Origin of the sequence: Salinibacterium sp. NG253, assembly GCF_015864945.1 — a bacterium.
GTDB lineage: Bacteria > Actinomycetota > Actinomycetes > Actinomycetales > Microbacteriaceae > Rhodoglobus.
Window position 1 is genome coordinate 1534171 of sequence record NZ_JADYWF010000001.1, and the last position, 18002, is coordinate 1552172.

An 18002-nucleotide genomic window follows, 5' to 3' on the forward strand; every position below is an offset into this window, starting at 1 on the left:
TGCAGCCTAATAAGCGGTTAAGTTCTAGCGCTAATTGCAATTCGTTTGGTCGCGGATGCCATTTCGATCGGAGCACTCTATGGAATCCACTTTTAGCGAACAGTACGCAGAGATCGTTCTCCGTGCGAAGAAATCGGCCCGGGCTTATCTGTGTGACGGAGAGTTCGACCACGACGGTATCGACCTCGTGCTCAATTCGATTCTGCGCTCAGAAGTTGCCGAACACTGTGGGCCACTGGGATACGCCCGCAGGGCGATCGAGTGGGGCGGCTAAGCCGAAAGCTCCGGCCGCTTCTTTTCCAAGGAACGGATGTACGCCGCATTCCCGCTGATCGCCGCCTTGTACCGGTCGATGTCGGGAGAAGGAACGAACTCCACCACTAGATCGAGGAGCGCTGCGACGGCCGCATCATGCCGCCCGGCGGCGTGCAACGTAATCGCCTCAAAAGCACCCAGCGCAGGGGACTCCGGGAATGCGCTGCGTGCTGTCGCAAACACCTCCCGGGATTTGTCGTATTCGCCTAGGTTTCTGAGCGTCGAGCCGTACTGAACGTAGCAACGGCGGAGCAAATCACCCTCCAGCCCAGCGGCGAGAGCGCCCTCATAAAAACCCCGGGCTGTTTCTTCCTGGCCAGCCGTGTCATACGCCCCTCCCAGCTCATAGAGCACTCGAGCGTTCTGGGAATGCGAGGCGTAGAGGGGAAGCAACGAATCTATTGTTGGCTGCATGTTTTCCCGGTCCCTGGCGGCGAAGATCCGGTCAAGCTCATCGTCTAGATTCATGCCGCACAGTCTGCCACGGGCGCTCTCGGCAGGAGACTTGGCCGATGGTTTTTGGTTAGTGAAGGCCAGCCGCCATTTCCCGATAGATGGTGGAGAGCTCTGTCGCGCGAGCGCCCCAGTCCAATGTTTCGCGACCTTCAAGATAGGCGGCGAGATCCTCGATATGGGTTTGCCAGCCTGCTCCGTGGTGATGGTAGATATCGAGCGGCAGGCCAGACTCCTCGACGATTAGCCTCGTGCCGGCCGGTTCCTCAACCAGCGTGACGTCAATCACGCCGGGTGCGTCGTCATCCGACCAGGTCGTTATTCGCAAGTGTCGGGGTGACTCGCAAATGTCAACGCGGCCGGATCCTTCCCAGCCGCTGGTAAACGTGGCGCTGAACTCTCCACCAATGGTGAGATCGCCATCCACAGTCACGATCCAACGCGCGAGTCGGCTTGGCTCGGTAACTGCGGACCACAGGTCGTCGATGTTCGTCGCATAGACGTCCTCAACGTGAACGACGCCTGCGCCGTTCTCCTTCCGCAAACTGCCCAGAATTTTTGTGACTCCGGATCCTTCAGGCATCGCTATTCCCTTTTTTCTCGTTTACCGCGAGCGACTTCTCTTTTTTGCCGCGTGCGACCTCAGTGTGGAGCGCGTCGAGGCGGTGCTCCCACAGCGCGCGATATTCCTCCAGCCACTCGTCAAGCTCCTGGAGCGGCTCGGGACGCAGCGAGTAGATGCGATGCTGTGCCTCGCTGTGAACATCCACTAGCCCAACTTCGCGCAAGACCCTGAGATGTCGAGAAACACCGGGGCGCGCGATCGGAAGAAGCGCTGCGAGCTCGGTGACATTCGTGGGGCCCAATCGAAGTCGGGCGAGCAAAGTGCGGCGGCTTTCGTCGGAGATCGCTTGCAGCATCGTGTCCATGCGCTGAAGGTACCACAGTGGGTACGTACACGCTAGGTTACACGTCGGCTTTGTCCGCCAGCAACCGCTCCTCCTTGCTTGCAGCGGCGAAGGCGGCACCATGAAGCACTCAGGAGCCGGGCGTAGCCTGAAAGGGTCCTGGTGGTTGCCTGATCGGCACCGTCCGGGCTCCGGGCCAACGACGCCAACTTGGCGATCACCATGCCCGAATCAGGAATGAGAAATACCATGACCGTTTCACAGAAAGTCGCGCTCGTAACCGGAGCTGGACAAGGAATCGGACGGGGTATCGCACTCCGGCTCGCCCACGACGGCTTCGATGTTGCCGTTGCCGACCTCGACTTCCAGGCAGAAAAGGGAGCCGGTGTTGTCGCAGAAATCGAAGCCCTCGGACGCAAGGCAGTGTTCGTCACCGCTGATGTCTCCAAGCGCGACGACGTGTTCGCTGCCGTCGACGCCGCGGCCGAAAAGCTTGGCGGGTTCGACGTGATCGTCAACAACGCCGGCATCGCACAAGTCACCCCCATGCTCGAGATCACCGAAGCAGAGCTGGAGAAGATTTTCAGCATCAACGTGAACAGCGTCGTCTGGGGAATCCAGGCCGCCGTCGCAAAATTTGATGAACTTGGTCACGCCGGCAAGATTGTCAGCGCCGCATCCATCGCCGCCATTCAAGGCTTCCCCATCCTCGGCGCGTACTCGGCATCGAAGTTCGCCGTGCGTGGCATCACTCAGGCTGCCGCCCAAGAACTCGCACCCCGCGGCATCACGGTCAACGCCTACGCTCCCGGCATCGTCGGAACCGGCATGTGGGACCTGATCGACGAAAAGCTCAGCGCCATCAACGGCAAGCCACGCGGCCAGAACCTCAAGGAGAACGTCGAGGGCATCGCGCTCGGCCGCATCGAGACCCCAGAGGATGTCGCGAAGGTTGTCTCGTTCTTCGCCGGCGCCGACTCCGACTACGTCACCGGCCAGGTGCTGCTCGTCGACGGCGGAATGCTCTACAACTAGCCGCCACCAATGCCATCCGGCCACCGCAGCCGAACCCTACGGCGTTCGCACCTCTGGCGCCGGATGGCACTGTGGTCTCTCTGGACTCAACCGCGATTCCCGCGGCTACACAGACCGGACCGAGCCAGCTACTTGGCTTTACGCCCGACCACGATCCCGGCATTGAGCAGCAGATAATATTGCACGATGAGCGGACCTGAGGGCGCGTGGGGAGCGGTACTCGAAACGATGTCGTGGGTCGGACTCGTCCCCGGCATCCCGCTGCTCCTTCTCGGCTGGATTCTCGCTCTGCGAGCATGCAAGTGGGTCGCGACCACTGCCGAGGTTTTCGAGGCCGGCGGCTTTCAAGGCTTTCGCTGGTCCGATGGCGATGGCAGGCAGTACTCCATCCTTCACGAACCATCCGAAGTTCCGATGATGGATGTGGGCGCCCGAGTAGGGCTGTACTACGACCAGTGCCATCCCTCTCGGTGGAGTCTCGCGCGGCCCCGCCGCACGAACGCCGCCATCCTCATCGGCTCGATCCTCACCGGAATCGGCCTCTTGAGCATCGTTGCGGGATTCATTCTGATGGCGTTGTGACGCGCTGAAGCGCGCCCGCACACCTAGGTAGACTGGAGGCGGCCGGCGTGAGCACCCCGGCATCCACAATCTTCTGGGAGAAGCCCCTCGTGACTGACGTCTCAACCAATTCCCGCCAGCATGTTGCCGACACGGTGTCAAACGCCGCCGCAACTCCCGAGAAAGTGCAGCCCTATGGCGCGCTTGGGTTGAAAGACGACGAGTACGCGAAGATTCGCGAGATTCTGGGCCGCCGCCCCACGAGCGGCGAGCTTGCCATGTACTCCGTCATGTGGAGCGAGCACTGCTCCTACAAGTCCTCCAAGAACTATCTTCGCCAGTTTGGCAAGAAGGTCAGCGAGAACATGACCAAGAACCTCATGGTCGGCATGGGCGAAAACGCTGGCGTCATCGACGTTGGTGAGGGTTGGGCTGTGACTTTCAAGATCGAAAGCCACAACCACCCCAGCTACATCGAACCCTTCCAGGGCGCAGCAACCGGTGTTGGCGGAATCGTTCGCGACATCATCTCCATGGGTGCCCGCCCCGTTGCCGTCATGGATGCGCTCCGCTTCGGCGCCATCGACAATCCCGACACCGCTCGCGTCGCCAAGGGTGTCGTGTCGGGCATCAGCTTCTACGGCAACTGCCTCGGCCTGCCCAACATCGGTGGCGAAACCTACTTCGACTCCGTCTACCAGGCCAACCCGCTCGTCAACGCACTGGCCGTTGGAGTGCTGCGCCACGAAGACCTGCACCTGGCTAACGCTCGCGGCGTGGGTAACAAGGTTGTGCTGTTCGGTGCCCGCACCGGTGGCGATGGCATCGGCGGAGCATCCATCCTCGCCTCGGATTCGTTCAGTGAGGGCGGCCCCACCAAGCGCCCCGCCGTTCAGGTCGGCGACCCCTTCGCCGAGAAGGTGCTCATCGAGTGCTGCCTCGAACTCTTCCAGGGTGACCTTGTTGAGGGCATCCAAGACCTCGGCGCTGCCGGCATCAGCTGCGCAACGAGCGAGCTCGCCTCCAACGGTGACGGTGGCATGTTCATCGAACTCGAGAAGGTCTTGCTGCGAGACCCCACCCTCACGGCAGAAGAAATTCTGATGTCCGAGAGCCAAGAACGCATGATGGCGATCGTGAAGCCCGAGAAGCTCGAGGGCTTCCTCAAGGTTGTTGAGAAGTGGGATGTCGAAACCAGTGTGCTTGGTGAAGTCACCGACACCGGCCGCCTCATCATCAACTGGCACGACGAAGAAATCGTGAACGTCGAGCCGCGCACCGTCGCCATCGATGGCCCCGTCTACGACCGACCCGTCGTCTACCCCAAGTGGATTGACAAGCTTCAGGCTGACACCGCCTCCGGTCTCGCCCGCCCCAAGGACGGCATCGAACTGCGCGACCAAATGCTGCAGCTGCTTGCGAGCCCGAACTTGGCCGACAAGAGCTGGATCACCGACCAGTACGACCGCTACGTTCTCGGCAACACCGCCTTGAGCTTCCCGGATGACGCCGGCATGGTGCGCATCGACGAAGAGAGCGGCCTCGGCTTCTCCGTCGCGACCGACGCCAATGGCCGCTTCTGCCAGCTCGACCCCTACGCCGGAGCCCAGATCGCTCTCGCTGAAGCCTTCCGCAACGTTGCCGCCACCGGCGCCAACCCTGTCGCCGTCAGTGACTGCCTCAACTTTGGTAGCCCCGAGAACCCCGAAGTGATGTGGCAGTTCAGCCGCGCCGTTGAAGGTCTCGCCGACGCGTGCCTCGAGATGGAAATTCCTGTCACCGGCGGAAACGTCTCCTTCTACAACCAGACCGGCGATGTGCCCATCCACCCGACCCCCGTGGTCGCAGTGCTCGGCCTGATCCGTGACGTTGCTGAGCGCATCCCGAGCGGCTGGCAAGACGAAGGCAACAACATCTACCTGCTCGGCACCACCGCGCTTGAGCTCGACGGCTCGGCCTGGGCTGGCACCATCCACGATCACCTCGGTGGCCTGCCGCCGAAGGTCGACCTCGCTGCCGAGCGTCGCCTCGCCGACCTCATCAAGGCTGGCAACGAGCAAAACATCATCGCCAGCGCCCACGACCTCGCCGACGGCGGACTCGCTCAAACCCTCGCCGAATCCGTCATGCGATTCGGCGTTGGCGCACGCGTCTGGTTGGGCGAACTGCTCGAGCGCGACGACATCGATGCCGCCACCGCACTCTTCAGCGAATCGACCGGCCGCATGGTCGTCTCGATCCCGCGCGAAGACGACGTGAAATTCCGCGGACTCTGCGAAGGCCGCGGCTACCCTGCCGTGCGCATCGGAGTCACGGATGCCGCCTCCCCCGCCCTCGAAATTCAGGACCAGTTCACCCTGACCCTCGAAGAGCTGCTCACGGCACACCGCGGAACGCTCGCGGAGGCCTTCGGCGCGTAATCGTTGCAGCGTCGGCGGCAGCTAGGTGTTGCCGCCGACGAGCATCACACGCGGCACCGAGTCGACGAGCAGTCGCGTGTACTCGTGTTGTGGTCGAGTAAGCAGGTCGATCGTCGGCGCCGATTCGACGATCTCGCCGGCTCGCATCACGACGCTGCGCTCACACACCCTGCGGACAACCGCTAGGTCATGGCTGATGAAGAGAATCGTCAGTCCTCGCTCGCGGCGAATCTCCGAAATCACGTCGAGAACCTGAGCCTGAACCGACACGTCAAGGGCACTCGTAGCCTCATCCATCACCAGCAGGCTTGGCTCGATCGCGAGAGCGCGGGCGATCGCGACCCGTTGCCGTTGGCCACCGGATAACGTTCGCGGCAACGCCTCAGCCTGCGTTGTCGCCAGCCCGACACTGCTCAGCAGGGTCAGCGCTTGGGTGCGGATGTCGGCCATCCGAAGTCGGGGATGGTGCAGATGCAACGCATCCTCTACCGCTTGGCTTGCGGTCATTCGGGGATCCAGCGAAAGGTATGGGTCTTGAAACACCATCTGCACGCGACGCGCGCGATCCAGCCGGTCGACACGTTTGCGAGGCTGCCCCTTCAGGGTGTGGCCATCAATTGCGATCGTCCCGGCGTCTGCCCGTTCAAGCCCCACGATCATGCGGGCCAGAGTTGACTTTCCTGAACCTGACTCGCCCACAACGCCGAGAGCATCTCCGCGGCGAATATCCACCGTTACGTTCTTTGCAGCGTGCACTGGCTCACGACCCCGCGCGCGATAGGTTTTTGTGAGGTCACGCACCTCCAGCACTGCTGGCCCTGGGGCGGTCGCAGCAGGAGCGGGCACCTCGTTTGGCTGCACGGTGATCGTCGGAGTCGCCGCAACGAGACGACGAGCGTAGGCGGTCTCCGGGTTCAGAAATACTTGACGAGCCGGCCCCTCTTCTCCTACCCGTCCATCGTTCATCACGTACACCCGGTCACACAGTGACGCCGCAAGATTGAGATCGTGGGTGATGAACAGCAATCCCATCGAGCGCTTGTCTCGCTGCTCGGCAAGCACCCGCAAGATTTGAGCCTGAGTGGTGACGTCGAGGGCGGTTGTGGGTTCGTCGCACACGAGTAGGCGTGGGGAGCCCGCAAGCGCGCCAGCGATCATGACTCGCTGCAGCATGCCACCCGAAAGTTCGTGCGGATACTGCCGGAGGTGATCGTGCGGCCGCGGCATGTCGACAGCGGCGAGCACCTCGATGGCGCGTTCTCGTGCCCGTGCCACCGACCAGCCCTCGCCGAGCCGAAGGGCTTCCGTGAGGTGATCACCGATGGTGCGCATCGGGTTGATACCGGCGCGGGGATCCTGAAAAACCATCGCAGCGGTCGACCGACGATACGCCAAGAGCTCTGGGGGTTTCATCGTGAGCACGTCGCTGCCCTCAACGAGGACCTGTCCGGATGTCTGAGCACCCGAAGGGAGGAGCCCGAGCACAGACTGGGCGGTCAACGACTTGCCGGAACCGGATTCCCCAACGAGGGCAACCGTCTCCCCGACGCTGACCGTGAGATCGATTCCGTGCAGGAGGCGTTTTCCGTTGGGAAGGTCGAGGGTGAGTCCGGAAATCTCTAAGAGTGTCATGCGGGTGTTCCTCCACCGATTCGCTCAGAGATCTCTTCACCGATCACATTAACGGCGACCACCACGATGACGACGGCGATGGCGGGAATCAGTGCTGGCAGAAAGTGTCCGCCAACCAGCCCGGCTTGGGATTCGTTGATCATCGCGCCCCAGTCCGCTGTCGGCGCCTGGACGCCAAGGCCGAGAAATGAGAGACCAGCCAGCTCCGCGAGAACGTAGCCGAAGTTCAGTGTTGATTGGGCGCCGACGGTCGGCACGACATTCGGGAGTACGCGCCGAAGGGCGATCCATCCGCCAGAGAACCCTTGCACTCGGTACGCCGAGACGTACGGGCGCGCGCGCTCCGAGATCACCAGCGAGCGGGTTAGTCGAGCGACGAACGGTGCGTAGGCGATACTCATCGCAATGACCGGCGCCACCAGCCCCTTACCAAATAGTGCGACAGCCAAGATCGCGATCAGCAATGCGGGGAACGAGAGCAACACGTCGAGCAGGCGGCCGATAGCGGCGTCGATCCAGCCGCCGCGCCATCCCGCCAGAAGTCCCAAGAGTATCCCGAGGATCGTCGAAGCGATCACGACAATCAATGGCGCAAGAAGCGCCGTTCGTGCACCGTAAATGATGCGACTCAACGTGTCTCGCCCGAGCGAATCGGTGCCAAGCCAATGAGCGAGATTCGGGTTGGCGTAGATAGCGCCGAAGTCGAGCTGATCGGGGTTATACGGAGCCACAAGTGGCGCAAAGATCGCGGCGAGCGTGAAAAGGCCGAGCACCACAATGCTGATCGTCCAGCTGACGGTCACCCGGCGATGCCCCGTGGACCGCATAACTTTCAGCGCCATGGTCGGTGTCGGCCTGCTCATCGCCCCGCCTCTCCTGCTGCCGCTCTCGGATCGATCAGGGGTTGAAGTAAGTCGACGATGGCATTGACAATGACGAATGCTGCGACAACGAGGAGCACAATCGCTTGGACAACGGGGAAGTCGAGACGGTTCACCGATTGCACGAGAAGGGAGCCAACACCGGCGATGCCGAATGCCGACTCCACGATGGCGGTGGATACCAGCAGTCCGGCGATCAGGAGGCCGCTCACGGTAAAGATCGGGCCCAAGGCATTACGGAACACGTGACGTCGGACGACCGTCAGGGGCTTGAGCCCTCGGCTTGTGGCAACCTGAACATGTTCGCGGCCGAGCTGCTCCACCATCGACATGCGGGTGATTTTGCCGATGAGGACTATGAACGAGATCGCCATCGCAACGGAAGGCAAAATCAGGTGGTGAATGGTGTCAAAGAAGCCGTCCCCTGATCCAAAGGCCGGGAACCAATTGAGTTGAACGGCGAAAACGGCGATGAGGATGATCGCACCGACAAACGGCGGGATCGCGCCGAGGGCGGTGAGCACGGTGAGAATCAAACGATCGGGCAGTCGTCCACGATTCAACGCCGCAATCGTGCCGGCGACGATGCCCGTGACAAGGATCATCACGGCGGCCAGCGCAACCAGCCCGAGCGTCACGGGCAGGCGGTCGCCGATTACTGTCGACACTTCATCCCGAAACTGCAACGAGCGCCCGAAGTCGCCCTGAAACATGCCACCGATCCAGCGCAGGTATTGCTCCCACGGCGGCAGATTCAAACCGAACTGTTCCGTGACTGCCGCGATCGCCTCTGGGGAGGGCTGGCGACCCCGCAAGAGGAAACTTACGGGGTCGCCAGGAACCATGAAACGTGAGAAGAAGATCAGGGCAGAAGCAAGGACCAGCGTCAGTGTGAGTGACCCCAGCTTGCCTACGACCCGACGGATGATCACGCTAGCGCGCGCCGATCGTTGCTGCCCAAGGGAAGTAGAGCATCGCGATAGATGGAGCTACGCCGGTTACGCGCTCACCGAGGTAGACACTGATCGGAGCCTCGTAGAGCGGCATCCACGGCAATTCCTGGTTGGCAATCTTCTGTAGCTGCGCGGAATAGGTCGCGCGCTCTTCTGGATCAGCCGCCGCAACGCCCTCATTCACCAGCGAGTCGTACTCAGAGTTGGAGTAGTTGCCGTAGTTGGGAAACTGCCCCGTCTGCAGCACGGCGAACATTTCGAGCGGGTCGGGCGTGGAGAGATACCAGGCCGTGAAGAAGAGGTCTGCACCCTCACGAGCACTCGGGTCAAAGAAGAGCGTCGAGTACGCTTCCGGGGTCACCGTGTCGATCGTCGCCTCGAGCCCAATCGACTGGGCTGCTGCTGCCGTTGCCTGCGCGACAATACTGAATTCGGCGCCGATGGGGGCGGTGCGAATCACGATCTCTTCGCCAGCGACACCGGCATCCTCAATAAGCTGCTTCGCCGCTTCGACATCGTACGGGTAGTCGTCAAGCCCGGAGAATGCCTCGGCAGCAGTGTCGGCACTTGCCTCGCCCCAGACGGATTCCGTCGTCAGCGCATTGGTCACCGTTCCGTAGCCATTCTGGGCGGCATCCACAATTCCTTGGCGATCCAGCGCCATCATGAGCGCTTTACGAACATTCACATCGCCCAGTGGGCCGGTGAGATCACTGACGATCAAACTTGAGACAGTGGTATTGAGACCGAAGTACAGATCGCCGGATGAGGACTGCAGTGAGCTGTAAGCCTCGGTCGGGATCAGCCATCCACCATCTACTTGACCGGAGGTGAGTGCATTCACTCGTGCATTCGGATCGTTCATGAACAGGATCTCGACCTCCGCAGCTTTAGCCCGCAAGTCTTGGTCCCAGTAGTCGTCATAACGGGTGAGCGTCACTGACTCTCCCGATTTCCAGGACGTCAGCTCGAATGGGCCGCTGCAGTTCACGAGTCCGGTGGAGTTTCCGTAGTCCCGCTCAAGTTCGTTCAGGGTGGCAGCCGACTCGATTACTCCCGCCGCACCACTCATCCCATAGTTAAACTGGGAATCTGGGCTTGCGAGGGTCACGGTCACTTCCAGCGGACCAGTCGCTTCGATTGCGGCAACGTTCTGATAAATCGAGTACCACGACGACCCCACGTCGGGGTTGAGGTGTCGCAGCATCGAGGCGACCGCATCGTCAGCGGTAAGTGGTGAACCGTCGTGGAAGGTCACGTCGGACCGCAGTTCGTAAACCCAGGTCACCGGAGTCGGGTTCGAGTATGCGGATGCCAACGAAGGCGAGATGGTGAAGTCGGGGTTGAGCCGCAGGAGCGAATCGCACACGTTGGAGAGCACCTGGTTGTCGGCGTAGTCGAATGCGTAGGCGTAGTCCAACGAATATGGCTCCGCATACGAGACCCAGGTGAAGGAATCGATGTCGCCCGATGGCGCAGGCGTTTGAGCGGTGAGCTCAAATGACGTGGGTCCTGTCGGCGTCGTGTCTGCTGGTGCAGAGCACGACGTTAGTGCGAAGACAGCGGCTAGCGCCATCGCAGGTATAGCAGTGAGCTGTGTTCCGGTTCGTGACATGTCATGCTCCTCAATGGGGTGCTTGCGGTCAGTTGGTGCTGTAAACCTCTACGCCGTCAATCCAGGTCGAGACGACGGTGCTGCGATAAATCTCTTCGCGTGGAACGTCGAAGGGGTTCGGCTCGATGACCACGAAATCCGCGCGGTATCCAGCGGCGATCGAGCCAGTGTCATGGTCGCGGTGATTCACGTAGGCCGAGCCAGACGTGTACGCCGCGAACGCCGTCGCGAGGTCGAGGCACTGTTGCTCGCCCGCGAGGGGCACGTTGTCCGACTCGGGCACGACACGGTTCACGGCCATGTGGATGCCCGCGATCGGGTCGGCGCTAGATACCGGCCAGTCGCTTCCTGCCGCAAGCTTCGCGTGGTGACGAAGGAGATCTCCGAACGGATACTGTCGCTCCGCCAAGTTTTTCTGCATGAACGGAAGCGTGAGCTCGTCAAGCTGGGCCTCGTGGCAAGCCCAGAGTGGTTGCAGGTTGGCGACCGCATCCAGCGGAGCGAATCGAGCTGTGTCCTCCTCGGATACGACTTGCAGGTGAGCGAGGTGGTGGCGCCCATCGGTCGCGCCGTTCGCGAGGCGTGCCGTTTCGAGCGCATCGAGCGCCTCTTTCACAGCACGGTCGCCCAGAGAGTGAAAGTGCACTTGGAACCCCTCGCGGTCGAGCTCGGCCACATACCCATTGAGTAGCGCTGGATCGATAAAGGAGAGTCCCGAGTTCGTGGTGTCGTGCCCGTGTGCATCGAGGTAGGGCTCATTCATTGCCGCGGTGAAGTTCTCGGCGACACCGTCGACCATGATCTTGACGGTTCCGAGCTGCAGGCGATCGCTGCCGATCGCCGCAATTTCGGCACGCCGCTCAAGCATTTCGGGAATCTGATCGCGACCCCGCTCCCGTTCCCACCACTGTGCCCCGACAACATGCGCGAGGAGAGTTCCCTCATCAAGGGCTCGGCGGTACGCGGGAAGGTTGCTGGGAAGAGTGGGAACCTTGTCGCCGATCATGGCATCCTGCCACCCGGTAATTCCAAGCTTGAGAAGCTCCTCTTGGGCGCGCAGCAAGCCGGCGTAGGTCAGCTCGTCGTCAATTTCGGGCACCACCGAGGCGAACGAGTTGCCTGCCCCTTCGTGGAAGGTCCCGGCCGGGAATCCGTCGGCTTCCCGTTCGATGCGGCCGTCGGCTGGATCGGGAGTGGATGCGTCGAGTCCAGCCGCGCGGATTGCTGCGGTGCTTGCCCACACGCTGTGGTGATCGCGGCTGCTCAGCATGACAGGGCGGTCTCCGATGACGTCATCGAGCAACTGGCGCGCAGGTGAACCGTTGGGAAAATGGTCCATTGACCACCCTCCACCGCAAATCCAGCCCTCAGGATTCTCCGCGGCATACGTCGCGATTCGAGCGAGCGTATCGTCGGCATCAACGGCTTCAGTCAGTGTGCACTGGAGCAGTTCGACTCCGGCAGCGACGGGATGAACGTGAGCGTCTTGGAAACCTGGAGCAACGAGTTTTCCGTCGAGCTCGATGACTCTGGTCTCAGAGTTGCGATAGACCTCAATGGCGCTGTCCGGCACGATGTCAAGGATTCGCCCGGCTGCAACGATCACTGCTTTGCCCGTCACAGGCTGACCGCTGCCCGTGAAAATCTGGCCGCCGGTCAAAATTACCTCTGCTTTGCCCACCGTGCACATCCCTTAGTAGTCGAACGGTTGTGGAGATGCTAGGGCGAGCACAACGCTGTTGTCAACACCGATGACAAAGTGATTCACCGCCGTTATGATGATCGAGTGGACACCACAACATCAGTCAAAGAAGATAAGTCGAAGCGCCTCGATCGAGCTGTCATTGTGAAAGCGGGGCTCGAAATTGCGGCGCGCCCCCAGAACAACGCTGTCTCAGTGCGCGCGCTGGGCACAGAGCTCGGGGTCGATCCGACCGCGATTTACCGCCACTTCACAAGCAAAGACGACCTGATGCGCGCGTTGCTCGACGAACTCCAGTCGGCAGCCCTGAATCGCGTCTCAATGAGCTCCTCGTGGCGCGAACGACTGCGCGATCTTGCCTGGGCAACCTTGGAGATTGGCATCGAATACCCCGCAGTTGCACTCGAATCCACCGTTCTCTCGACGAACGGTCCGGCCGAAATGGAAAGTATTGAGTTCATCCTCGCAGCGCTTTCCGAAGCGGGGTTGGAAGGCACTGCACTCGTGCATCACTACGCATTGTTTTCGTCGTACGTGCTCTCCGAAGTTGCCGGCTTCGCCCGGGGACGCTCCGTCAGCGGTGGAGCAACGGACGAAACAGATGGATGGTTTGATGGGCCGCTACTCGTTGACCCCTCGAAGCACGTTCACATCGCTGCCGTCGCCTCCGAACTTCGAGAATTACGCGATGGCGATATCTTCAAACTCGGCATCGAGCTCATCCTGGACTCCGTCGCCCGAACCGCATCGCACGAGACCAATCAGCCATGAGAGTCGTGATTGCGGGCGCAGGAATCGGCGGTCTGGCGACCGCGCTCTCGCTGCACGACGCCGGAATTTCTGACGTCACCATTCTCGAATCGGTGGCTGAACTGCGCCCACTCGGCGTGGGGATCAATCTTCTGCCCCATGCTGTTCGAGAGCTGACTGAACTCGGGCTCGGCGATAATCTCGCCGCGCTCGGTGTACCCACAAGCACGCTCAGCTACTACAACTGCTTTGGGCACCCCATTTGGTCAGAGCCCCGCGGTCGGGCGGCAGGCTATGCGTGGCCCCAGTATTCGGTTCATCGCGGAGAGCTGCAGATGCTGCTGCGGGACGCCGTCAACGAGCGACTACCCGGGGCGATAGTGCTCGGCTCTGCCGTGGTGAACACCACCGCAATTGGCGAGAAGCAAAGCGTGACGATCCGCGCTCGAAACGGTGAAGAACGCACCGAAGTTGCGGATGTTCTGATTGCGGCAGATGGCATCCACAGTGCCGTGCGCAAACAGCGCTATCCCGCGGAGGGCGATCCCGTCTGGAACGGACTCATGCTCTGGCGGGGCACCGCCCGCGTTGCACCGTTTCTTGACGGTCGGTCGATGTTCATGGCCGGCGACGGGCGACAGAAATTTGTTGCCTACCCACTATCCGAAGCCGCCTCTGACGGCTTGGCACGCATCAATTTCATCGCCGAAAAACGTCTCGACGACCACGATCCGGGTCTCAATGACTGGAATATGGCAGTCGACAAACAGCGCATCGTCGAGCTATTCCAAGAATGGAAGTTCGACTGGATCGATATTCCCGCGCTGATTGATTCCGCGGATGAGGTTCTCGAGTATCCGATGGTGGACCGTGATCCCGTCGACCGCTGGAACTTCGATCGACAAACACTGCTCGGCGATGCCGCCCACCCGATGTATCCGATCGGTTCCAACGGAGCGTCACAAGCGATCATCGATGCACGAACAGTCGCCCACCACCTCGCCACCGCGGCTTCCATCGACGCTGCCCTGCACGCGTATGAACATGATCGCCTCCCGGCCACCGCGAAAATCACGCTCAGCAATCGGTCCCTCGGTCCCGAACGAGTGATGCAACTCGCGTACGAGCGGGCGCCTCAGGGCTTCACCGACATCCACGATGTCGTTTCCGACGAAGAGCTGACCGCGATTGCGGACGAATACAAGCGCGCCGCGGGCTTCAACCCCCAACTCCTCAACGAACGTCCAAGCCTTTCTGTAACCAGAAGCTAATTTCTGACGCCAACTGCTAGGAGCCACGCGTGACACTCACCCCCGCCGTACCCGGCCTTGAGCCCACCTTTGATGTCACCGTGCGCGTCGGAAACGTCGCCGACTACGGGATGACGCGCGCTGGGCACCGACGTGTGATCGACATTGTCGGTGGCGAAATCACCGGGTCCATTCACGCGACTATTCTGCCTGGCGGTGCGGACTGGCAGCTCGTACGGCCAGACGGAACCCTCGATATTGATGGCCGATACTCCGCCGCAACGGCGTCAGGCGAGTTGATCTACATCACCGTCTCAGGAGTACGAGGCGGCTCACCTGAAACTCTCGAGGCACTTCTGCGCGGTGAAGCCGTCGATCCGTCACAGTACTACTTTCGAACCACGCTCACGCTGGAGACCTCGGCCCCGTCGCTCGCGCATCTTGAGCAGTCGCTCTTCATCGCCTCCTGCGTGAGGGAGGCGGATGCTGTGCGCTATCGGGCGTACCGCGTCACGTAGGCTCAATTCCGTTCCCCGACACACCACGAGCACGAACGGATGCCTCCGATGCAACTTATCAAGAGGGTTTACGGAGAAGTCACCGCCGCTCTCGCCCTCGGGGTGATCACGCTCGTCATCCTGCGCGCCATCACGGAAGCACAACCGTGGTGGCTCGCCGCCGCCCTGCCATGGGTTGCGTACGCGCTCTATTTGGCACTGTTGATGACGCGCGTCGTCGTCGTGCAGCGCCGGCATCCGTGGGTTCAGCTTGCTGTCTCCGCGGTGGCAATATTTGCCGCCATCCTCGCCGGGCCGCTCGCCGTACTCGTGGCCGTTCTCGGGCTCGCCGTGATTCTCGGCTACAACTACTGGTACTCGGTGCAGCACACCTCCGCAGGCCCCGTCACGGTCGGGCAACCGCTGCCGTCATTCCCGCTCACCACCGTGGATGGCACCGTCGTCGACAGCAGCGTGCTCACCCAGCAACCGCACGTGATCATGTTCATTCGCGGCAACTGGTGCCCGTTCTGCATGGCCCAGGTCGCCCAAATCGCCGACCAGTATCGCGAGCTCGACCGCCGCGGCGTCGCTGTCGCGATCATCAGCCCGCAGAAGCCCGAAGACACCGTCGAGCTTTCCGAACGCTTCGACATCCCGGTCACCTATTACATCGATGCGGATGCCTCGGCCGCCGCCGTGCTCGACATCGTGCAGTCCGGCGGAACCCCGGTCATGTTCAGCGCGGGAGCCCCAGCTAACGGCGACACCGTCGTACCGACCGTCATCATCACCGACGCCACCGGAACAGTGCTCTGGGCCGAACACACCGACAACCACCGGGTGCGGCCAGAACCGACCACGTTCCTCGACGTGCTCGACCAGCACGGCATCCGCGCGGTCTAGCCTGCCGCTTGCTGCGCGCTAGCCCGCGGCCGTTGCGCCCGGATTTAGGCGCGCTACTTGCTCGAGTCGGGCTCGCTGCCCGACGCGAGCTGCTCGTGGTGATGAATGACCTCGGCAACGACGAAGTTGAACCACTTCTCGGCGAACGCCGGGTCGAGGTGCGACTCTTCGGCGAGCGACTTGAGGCGGGCGATCTGGTCGCGCTCGCGGTTCGGGTCTGACGCGGGCAGGCCCTTGGTGGCCTTGAGACGACCAACCTGCTGCGTGTACTTGAAGCGCTCGGCCAGCAAATGAATGAGGGCCGCATCAATGTTGTCAATGCTGCGGCGAGCGCCCAAAAGTTGCTCACGCACTTCGGGGTCGACGTTGTCGTTGTGGGCCTGATCTGCTGCTGCCATACAACGACTTTAGAGCGTACGGATGCTGCGTGTTTGCCAGATGACGCGCCGACCCCCGCTCGGGGGTGCGAGACTAGATCGCATGAACGATCGCGCAGGCACGACAGCCCAGGCATCCGACCTCATTGATGTGACCGAGTTGGTGGCAGCGTATTACGCGCTGGTTCCGGATGTCTCGATCGCCGAGCAGCGCGTCGTGTTCGGCACGAGCGGCCATCGTGGCTCCGCGCTCGACACCGCCTTCAACGAAGTGCACATCGCTGCCATCACGCAGGCGATCGTGGAATATCGTGCCAGCCAGGGCATCACGGGGCCGCTGTTTATTGGGCGGGACACCCACGCACTCTCGCAGCCCGCCGAGACCACGGCGCTCGACGTGCTCGCCGCCAACGGTGTGCTCGCGCTAAAGGACGAGTTCGACGACTTCGTGCCCACGCCTGCATTGAGCCACGCGATCATTGCGTACAACGCGGCCGGCCACGACGATGAGGCCGACGGCATCATCATCACTCCGAGCCACAACCCGCCCCGCGATGGCGGCTTCAAGTACAACCCGCCCCACGGTGGCCCCGCCGACAGCGACGCGACCGGCTGGATCGCGGACCGCGCGAACGCAATCATCGCCGACGGCAACACGGCCGTGAAACATGTGGGCGACGCCGGGGCTGAGAACACGGCAGCGGGCAGCTACGACTTCCGCGGGCGCTACGTTGACGATCTCGAGAACATCATCGACATCGATGCGATTCGCACAGCCGGCATCCGCATCGGGGCAGACCCGCTGGGTGGTGCGAGCGTCAACTATTGGAAGCTCATCGCGGAAAAGTACGACCTCAATCTCACGGTCGTGAACCCCGACGTTGACCCCACGTGGGCCTTCATGACGCTCGACTGGGACGGCAAGATTCGCATGGATCCGTCGTCGAAGTCGGCCATGGCCTCGGTCGTTGCTCGCCGTGACGAGTTCGACATCCTCACCGGCAACGACGCCGACGCTGACCGCCACGGGATCGTCACGCCCGACGGCGGCCTCATGAACCCCAACCACTATTTGGCCGTTGCCATCCAGTATCTCTACACGCACCGAGAGGGCTGGAACCCGGATGCCGCAGTCGGCAAGACCCTCGTCTCGAGTTCCATGATCGACCGGGTTGCTGCCGCCATGGGCCGCGACCTCATCGAGGTGCCGGTCGGCTTCAAGTGGTTTGTCCCGGGACTCGTCGATGGATCTGTCGCGTTCGGCGGCGAAGAGAGCGCTGGCGCGAGCTTCCTGCGCAAAGACGGCTCCGTCTGGACCACCGACAAAGACGGGATCTTGCTAGCCCTGCTGGCCGCCGAGATTCTGGCGGTCACCGGCAAGACGCCATCCGTTCTCTACGCCGAGCTAGTCGAAGAATTCGGCGACCCGGCCTACGAACGCGTGGATGCCGTGGCGACCAAAGAGCAGAAGGCCAAGCTGGGCAAGTTGAGTGGGGCTGCAATCACGGCCACCGAACTCGCGGGTGACCCGATCACGGCCACACTCTCGGAGGCTCCGGGTAATGGCGCCGCGATTGGCGGCGTGAAGGTGACGACGGAGTTTGCGTGGTTCGCCGCCCGCCCGAGCGGCACCGAAGACGTCTACAAAATCTACGGCGAATCGTTCAAGGGCGCCGAGCACTTGCGTCTCGTGCAGGCGGAGGCAAAGGCGATCGTCGACGCTGCCCTGAACGGGTAGCGCTTCACG

General features: G+C 61.8%; 18 protein-coding genes. 9 read left to right on the forward strand and 9 right to left on the reverse strand.

Translation table 11 applies throughout. The features are described 5' to 3' along the window. Nucleotides 1-79 precede the first annotated feature (79 nt). The gene (locus I6E52_RS07450; protein ID WP_197137139.1) at nucleotides 80-274 is read left to right on the forward strand and encodes a hypothetical protein; all 195 of its coding nucleotides are present in this window, start codon (nucleotides 80-82) and stop codon (nucleotides 272-274) included. On the opposite strand, the gene I6E52_RS07455 is transcribed toward I6E52_RS07450, so the two are convergent. Genes I6E52_RS07455 through I6E52_RS07465 form a run of 3 tightly spaced genes read right to left on the reverse strand, consistent with a single transcriptional unit; the run spans nucleotide 271 to nucleotide 1697 of the window. Beyond that, on the reverse strand, nucleotides 271-783 hold the full coding sequence (locus I6E52_RS07455) for a tetratricopeptide repeat protein (protein ID WP_197155914.1): 513 nt from the start codon (nucleotides 781-783) through the stop codon (nucleotides 271-273). The two genes, I6E52_RS07450 and I6E52_RS07455, sit on opposite strands and share 4 nt — an antisense overlap. Nucleotides 784-838: 55 nt before the next feature. Continuing rightward, nucleotides 839-1351 carry an SRPBCC family protein gene (locus tag I6E52_RS07460; protein WP_197155916.1) on the reverse strand — a complete coding sequence of 171 codons (513 nt, stop codon included), beginning with the start codon at nucleotides 1349-1351 and terminating at the stop codon, nucleotides 839-841. Continuing rightward, nucleotides 1344-1697 (reverse strand): helix-turn-helix transcriptional regulator, encoded by a 354-nt coding sequence (locus I6E52_RS07465; protein WP_197155918.1) that lies wholly within the window; start codon nucleotides 1695-1697, stop codon nucleotides 1344-1346. Before I6E52_RS07465 ends, I6E52_RS07460 begins: the two co-directional genes overlap by 8 nt. 228 nt (nucleotides 1698-1925) lie before the next feature. On the opposite strand from I6E52_RS07465, the gene I6E52_RS07470 reads away from it, so the two are divergent. The 3 genes from I6E52_RS07470 to purL all read left to right on the forward strand — a co-directional run bounded on the left by I6E52_RS07470 (nucleotide 1926) and on the right by purL (nucleotide 5692). Then, nucleotides 1926-2711: an acetoin reductase gene (locus I6E52_RS07470; RefSeq protein ID WP_197155929.1), complete on the forward strand. Its 786-nt coding sequence runs from the start codon at nucleotides 1926-1928 to the stop codon at nucleotides 2709-2711. A gap of 186 nt (nucleotides 2712-2897) precedes the next feature. Further along, the gene (locus tag I6E52_RS07475; RefSeq protein WP_231601791.1) at nucleotides 2898-3293 is read left to right on the forward strand and encodes a hypothetical protein; all 396 of its coding nucleotides are present in this window, start codon (nucleotides 2898-2900) and stop codon (nucleotides 3291-3293) included. Nucleotides 3294-3382: 89 nt separating this feature from the next. Then, nucleotides 3383-5692, forward strand: a complete 2310-nt coding sequence (purL, locus tag I6E52_RS07480; RefSeq protein WP_197157023.1) for a phosphoribosylformylglycinamidine synthase subunit PurL — start codon at nucleotides 3383-3385, stop codon at nucleotides 5690-5692. A gap of 21 nt (nucleotides 5693-5713) precedes the next feature. Here purL and I6E52_RS07485 read toward each other — a convergent pair whose 3' ends face one another. The 5 genes from I6E52_RS07485 to I6E52_RS07505 are packed head-to-tail and all read right to left on the reverse strand — an operon-like array spanning nucleotide 5714 to nucleotide 12454. Next, a complete protein-coding gene (locus tag I6E52_RS07485) occupies nucleotides 5714-7324 on the reverse strand; it encodes an ABC transporter ATP-binding protein (RefSeq protein ID WP_197155932.1) in 1611 nt (536 codons plus the stop codon). Further along, nucleotides 7321-8187, reverse strand: coding sequence for an ABC transporter permease (locus tag I6E52_RS07490; RefSeq protein WP_197155934.1), 867 nt, complete (start codon nucleotides 8185-8187; stop codon nucleotides 7321-7323). Before I6E52_RS07490 ends, I6E52_RS07485 begins: the two co-directional genes overlap by 4 nt. Next, nucleotides 8184-9137, reverse strand: coding sequence for an ABC transporter permease (locus I6E52_RS07495; protein ID WP_197155936.1), 954 nt, complete (start codon nucleotides 9135-9137; stop codon nucleotides 8184-8186). The genes I6E52_RS07490 and I6E52_RS07495 overlap by 4 nt, the downstream gene beginning before the upstream one ends. A gap of 1 nt (nucleotide 9138) precedes the next feature. Then, nucleotides 9139-10773 carry an ABC transporter substrate-binding protein gene (locus I6E52_RS07500; RefSeq protein ID WP_197155938.1) on the reverse strand — a complete coding sequence of 545 codons (1635 nt, stop codon included), beginning with the start codon at nucleotides 10771-10773 and terminating at the stop codon, nucleotides 9139-9141. 28 nt (nucleotides 10774-10801) lie between these two features. Beyond that, nucleotides 10802-12454 carry an amidohydrolase family protein gene (locus I6E52_RS07505; protein WP_307842436.1) on the reverse strand — a complete coding sequence of 551 codons (1653 nt, stop codon included), beginning with the start codon at nucleotides 12452-12454 and terminating at the stop codon, nucleotides 10802-10804. Between the two features lie 105 nt (nucleotides 12455-12559). On the opposite strand from I6E52_RS07505, the gene I6E52_RS07510 reads away from it, so the two are divergent. Genes I6E52_RS07510 through I6E52_RS07525 form a run of 4 tightly spaced genes read left to right on the forward strand, consistent with a single transcriptional unit; the run spans nucleotide 12560 to nucleotide 15878 of the window. After that, nucleotides 12560-13246, forward strand: a complete 687-nt coding sequence (locus I6E52_RS07510; RefSeq protein ID WP_197155942.1) for a TetR/AcrR family transcriptional regulator — start codon at nucleotides 12560-12562, stop codon at nucleotides 13244-13246. Beyond that, the gene (locus I6E52_RS07515) at nucleotides 13243-14496 is read left to right on the forward strand and encodes a flavin-dependent oxidoreductase (protein ID WP_197155944.1); all 1254 of its coding nucleotides are present in this window, start codon (nucleotides 13243-13245) and stop codon (nucleotides 14494-14496) included. The genes I6E52_RS07510 and I6E52_RS07515 overlap by 4 nt, the downstream gene beginning before the upstream one ends. 29 nt (nucleotides 14497-14525) lie before the next feature. Then, entirely contained in the window at nucleotides 14526-14993 is a 468-nt protein-coding gene (locus I6E52_RS07520; protein WP_197155946.1) for a DUF3237 domain-containing protein, read from the forward strand. A 39-nt stretch (nucleotides 14994-15032) separates the two neighbouring features. Next, nucleotides 15033-15878, forward strand: a complete 846-nt coding sequence (locus I6E52_RS07525; RefSeq protein ID WP_231601792.1) for a peroxiredoxin — start codon at nucleotides 15033-15035, stop codon at nucleotides 15876-15878. Nucleotides 15879-15931: 53 nt separating this feature from the next. Here the strand turns inward: I6E52_RS07525 and I6E52_RS07530 are convergent, their stop codons facing one another. Beyond that, nucleotides 15932-16276 carry a chorismate mutase gene (locus tag I6E52_RS07530; RefSeq protein ID WP_197106692.1) on the reverse strand — a complete coding sequence of 115 codons (345 nt, stop codon included), beginning with the start codon at nucleotides 16274-16276 and terminating at the stop codon, nucleotides 15932-15934. An 82-nt stretch (nucleotides 16277-16358) separates the two neighbouring features. Here I6E52_RS07530 and pgm point away from each other — a divergent pair, with 82 nt between their 5' ends. Next, complete coding sequence (gene pgm, locus I6E52_RS07535; protein ID WP_197155948.1) at nucleotides 16359-17993, forward strand: phosphoglucomutase (alpha-D-glucose-1,6-bisphosphate-dependent); 1635 nt, start codon at nucleotides 16359-16361, stop codon at nucleotides 17991-17993. The last annotated feature ends 9 nt before the right edge of the window (nucleotides 17994-18002 follow it).

Excerpts from the sequence above, each read along its gene's own strand:
- I6E52_RS07450 (WP_197137139.1), top strand. The coding sequence starts at position 80 with ATGGAATCCACTTTTAGCGAACAGTACGCAGAGATCGTTCTCCGTGCG.
- I6E52_RS07455 (WP_197155914.1), bottom strand. The coding sequence starts at position 783 with ATGAATCTAGACGATGAGCTTGACCGGATCTTCGCCGCCAGGGACCGG.
- I6E52_RS07460 (WP_197155916.1), bottom strand. The coding sequence starts at position 1,351 with ATGCCTGAAGGATCCGGAGTCACAAAAATTCTGGGCAGTTTGCGGAAG.
- I6E52_RS07465 (WP_197155918.1), bottom strand. The coding sequence starts at position 1,697 with ATGGACACGATGCTGCAAGCGATCTCCGACGAAAGCCGCCGCACTTTG.
- I6E52_RS07470 (WP_197155929.1), top strand. The coding sequence starts at position 1,926 with ATGACCGTTTCACAGAAAGTCGCGCTCGTAACCGGAGCTGGACAAGGA.
- I6E52_RS07475 (WP_231601791.1), top strand. The coding sequence starts at position 2,898 with ATGAGCGGACCTGAGGGCGCGTGGGGAGCGGTACTCGAAACGATGTCG.
- I6E52_RS07485 (WP_197155932.1), bottom strand. The coding sequence starts at position 7,324 with ATGACACTCTTAGAGATTTCCGGACTCACCCTCGACCTTCCCAACGGA.
- I6E52_RS07490 (WP_197155934.1), bottom strand. The coding sequence starts at position 8,187 with ATGAGCAGGCCGACACCGACCATGGCGCTGAAAGTTATGCGGTCCACG.
- I6E52_RS07500 (WP_197155938.1), bottom strand. The coding sequence starts at position 10,773 with ATGTCACGAACCGGAACACAGCTCACTGCTATACCTGCGATGGCGCTA.
- I6E52_RS07515 (WP_197155944.1), top strand. The coding sequence starts at position 13,243 with ATGAGAGTCGTGATTGCGGGCGCAGGAATCGGCGGTCTGGCGACCGCG.
- I6E52_RS07525 (WP_231601792.1), top strand. The coding sequence starts at position 15,033 with ATGCCTCCGATGCAACTTATCAAGAGGGTTTACGGAGAAGTCACCGCC.
- I6E52_RS07530 (WP_197106692.1), bottom strand. The coding sequence starts at position 16,276 with ATGGCAGCAGCAGATCAGGCCCACAACGACAACGTCGACCCCGAAGTG.
- pgm (WP_197155948.1), top strand. The coding sequence starts at position 16,359 with ATGAACGATCGCGCAGGCACGACAGCCCAGGCATCCGACCTCATTGAT.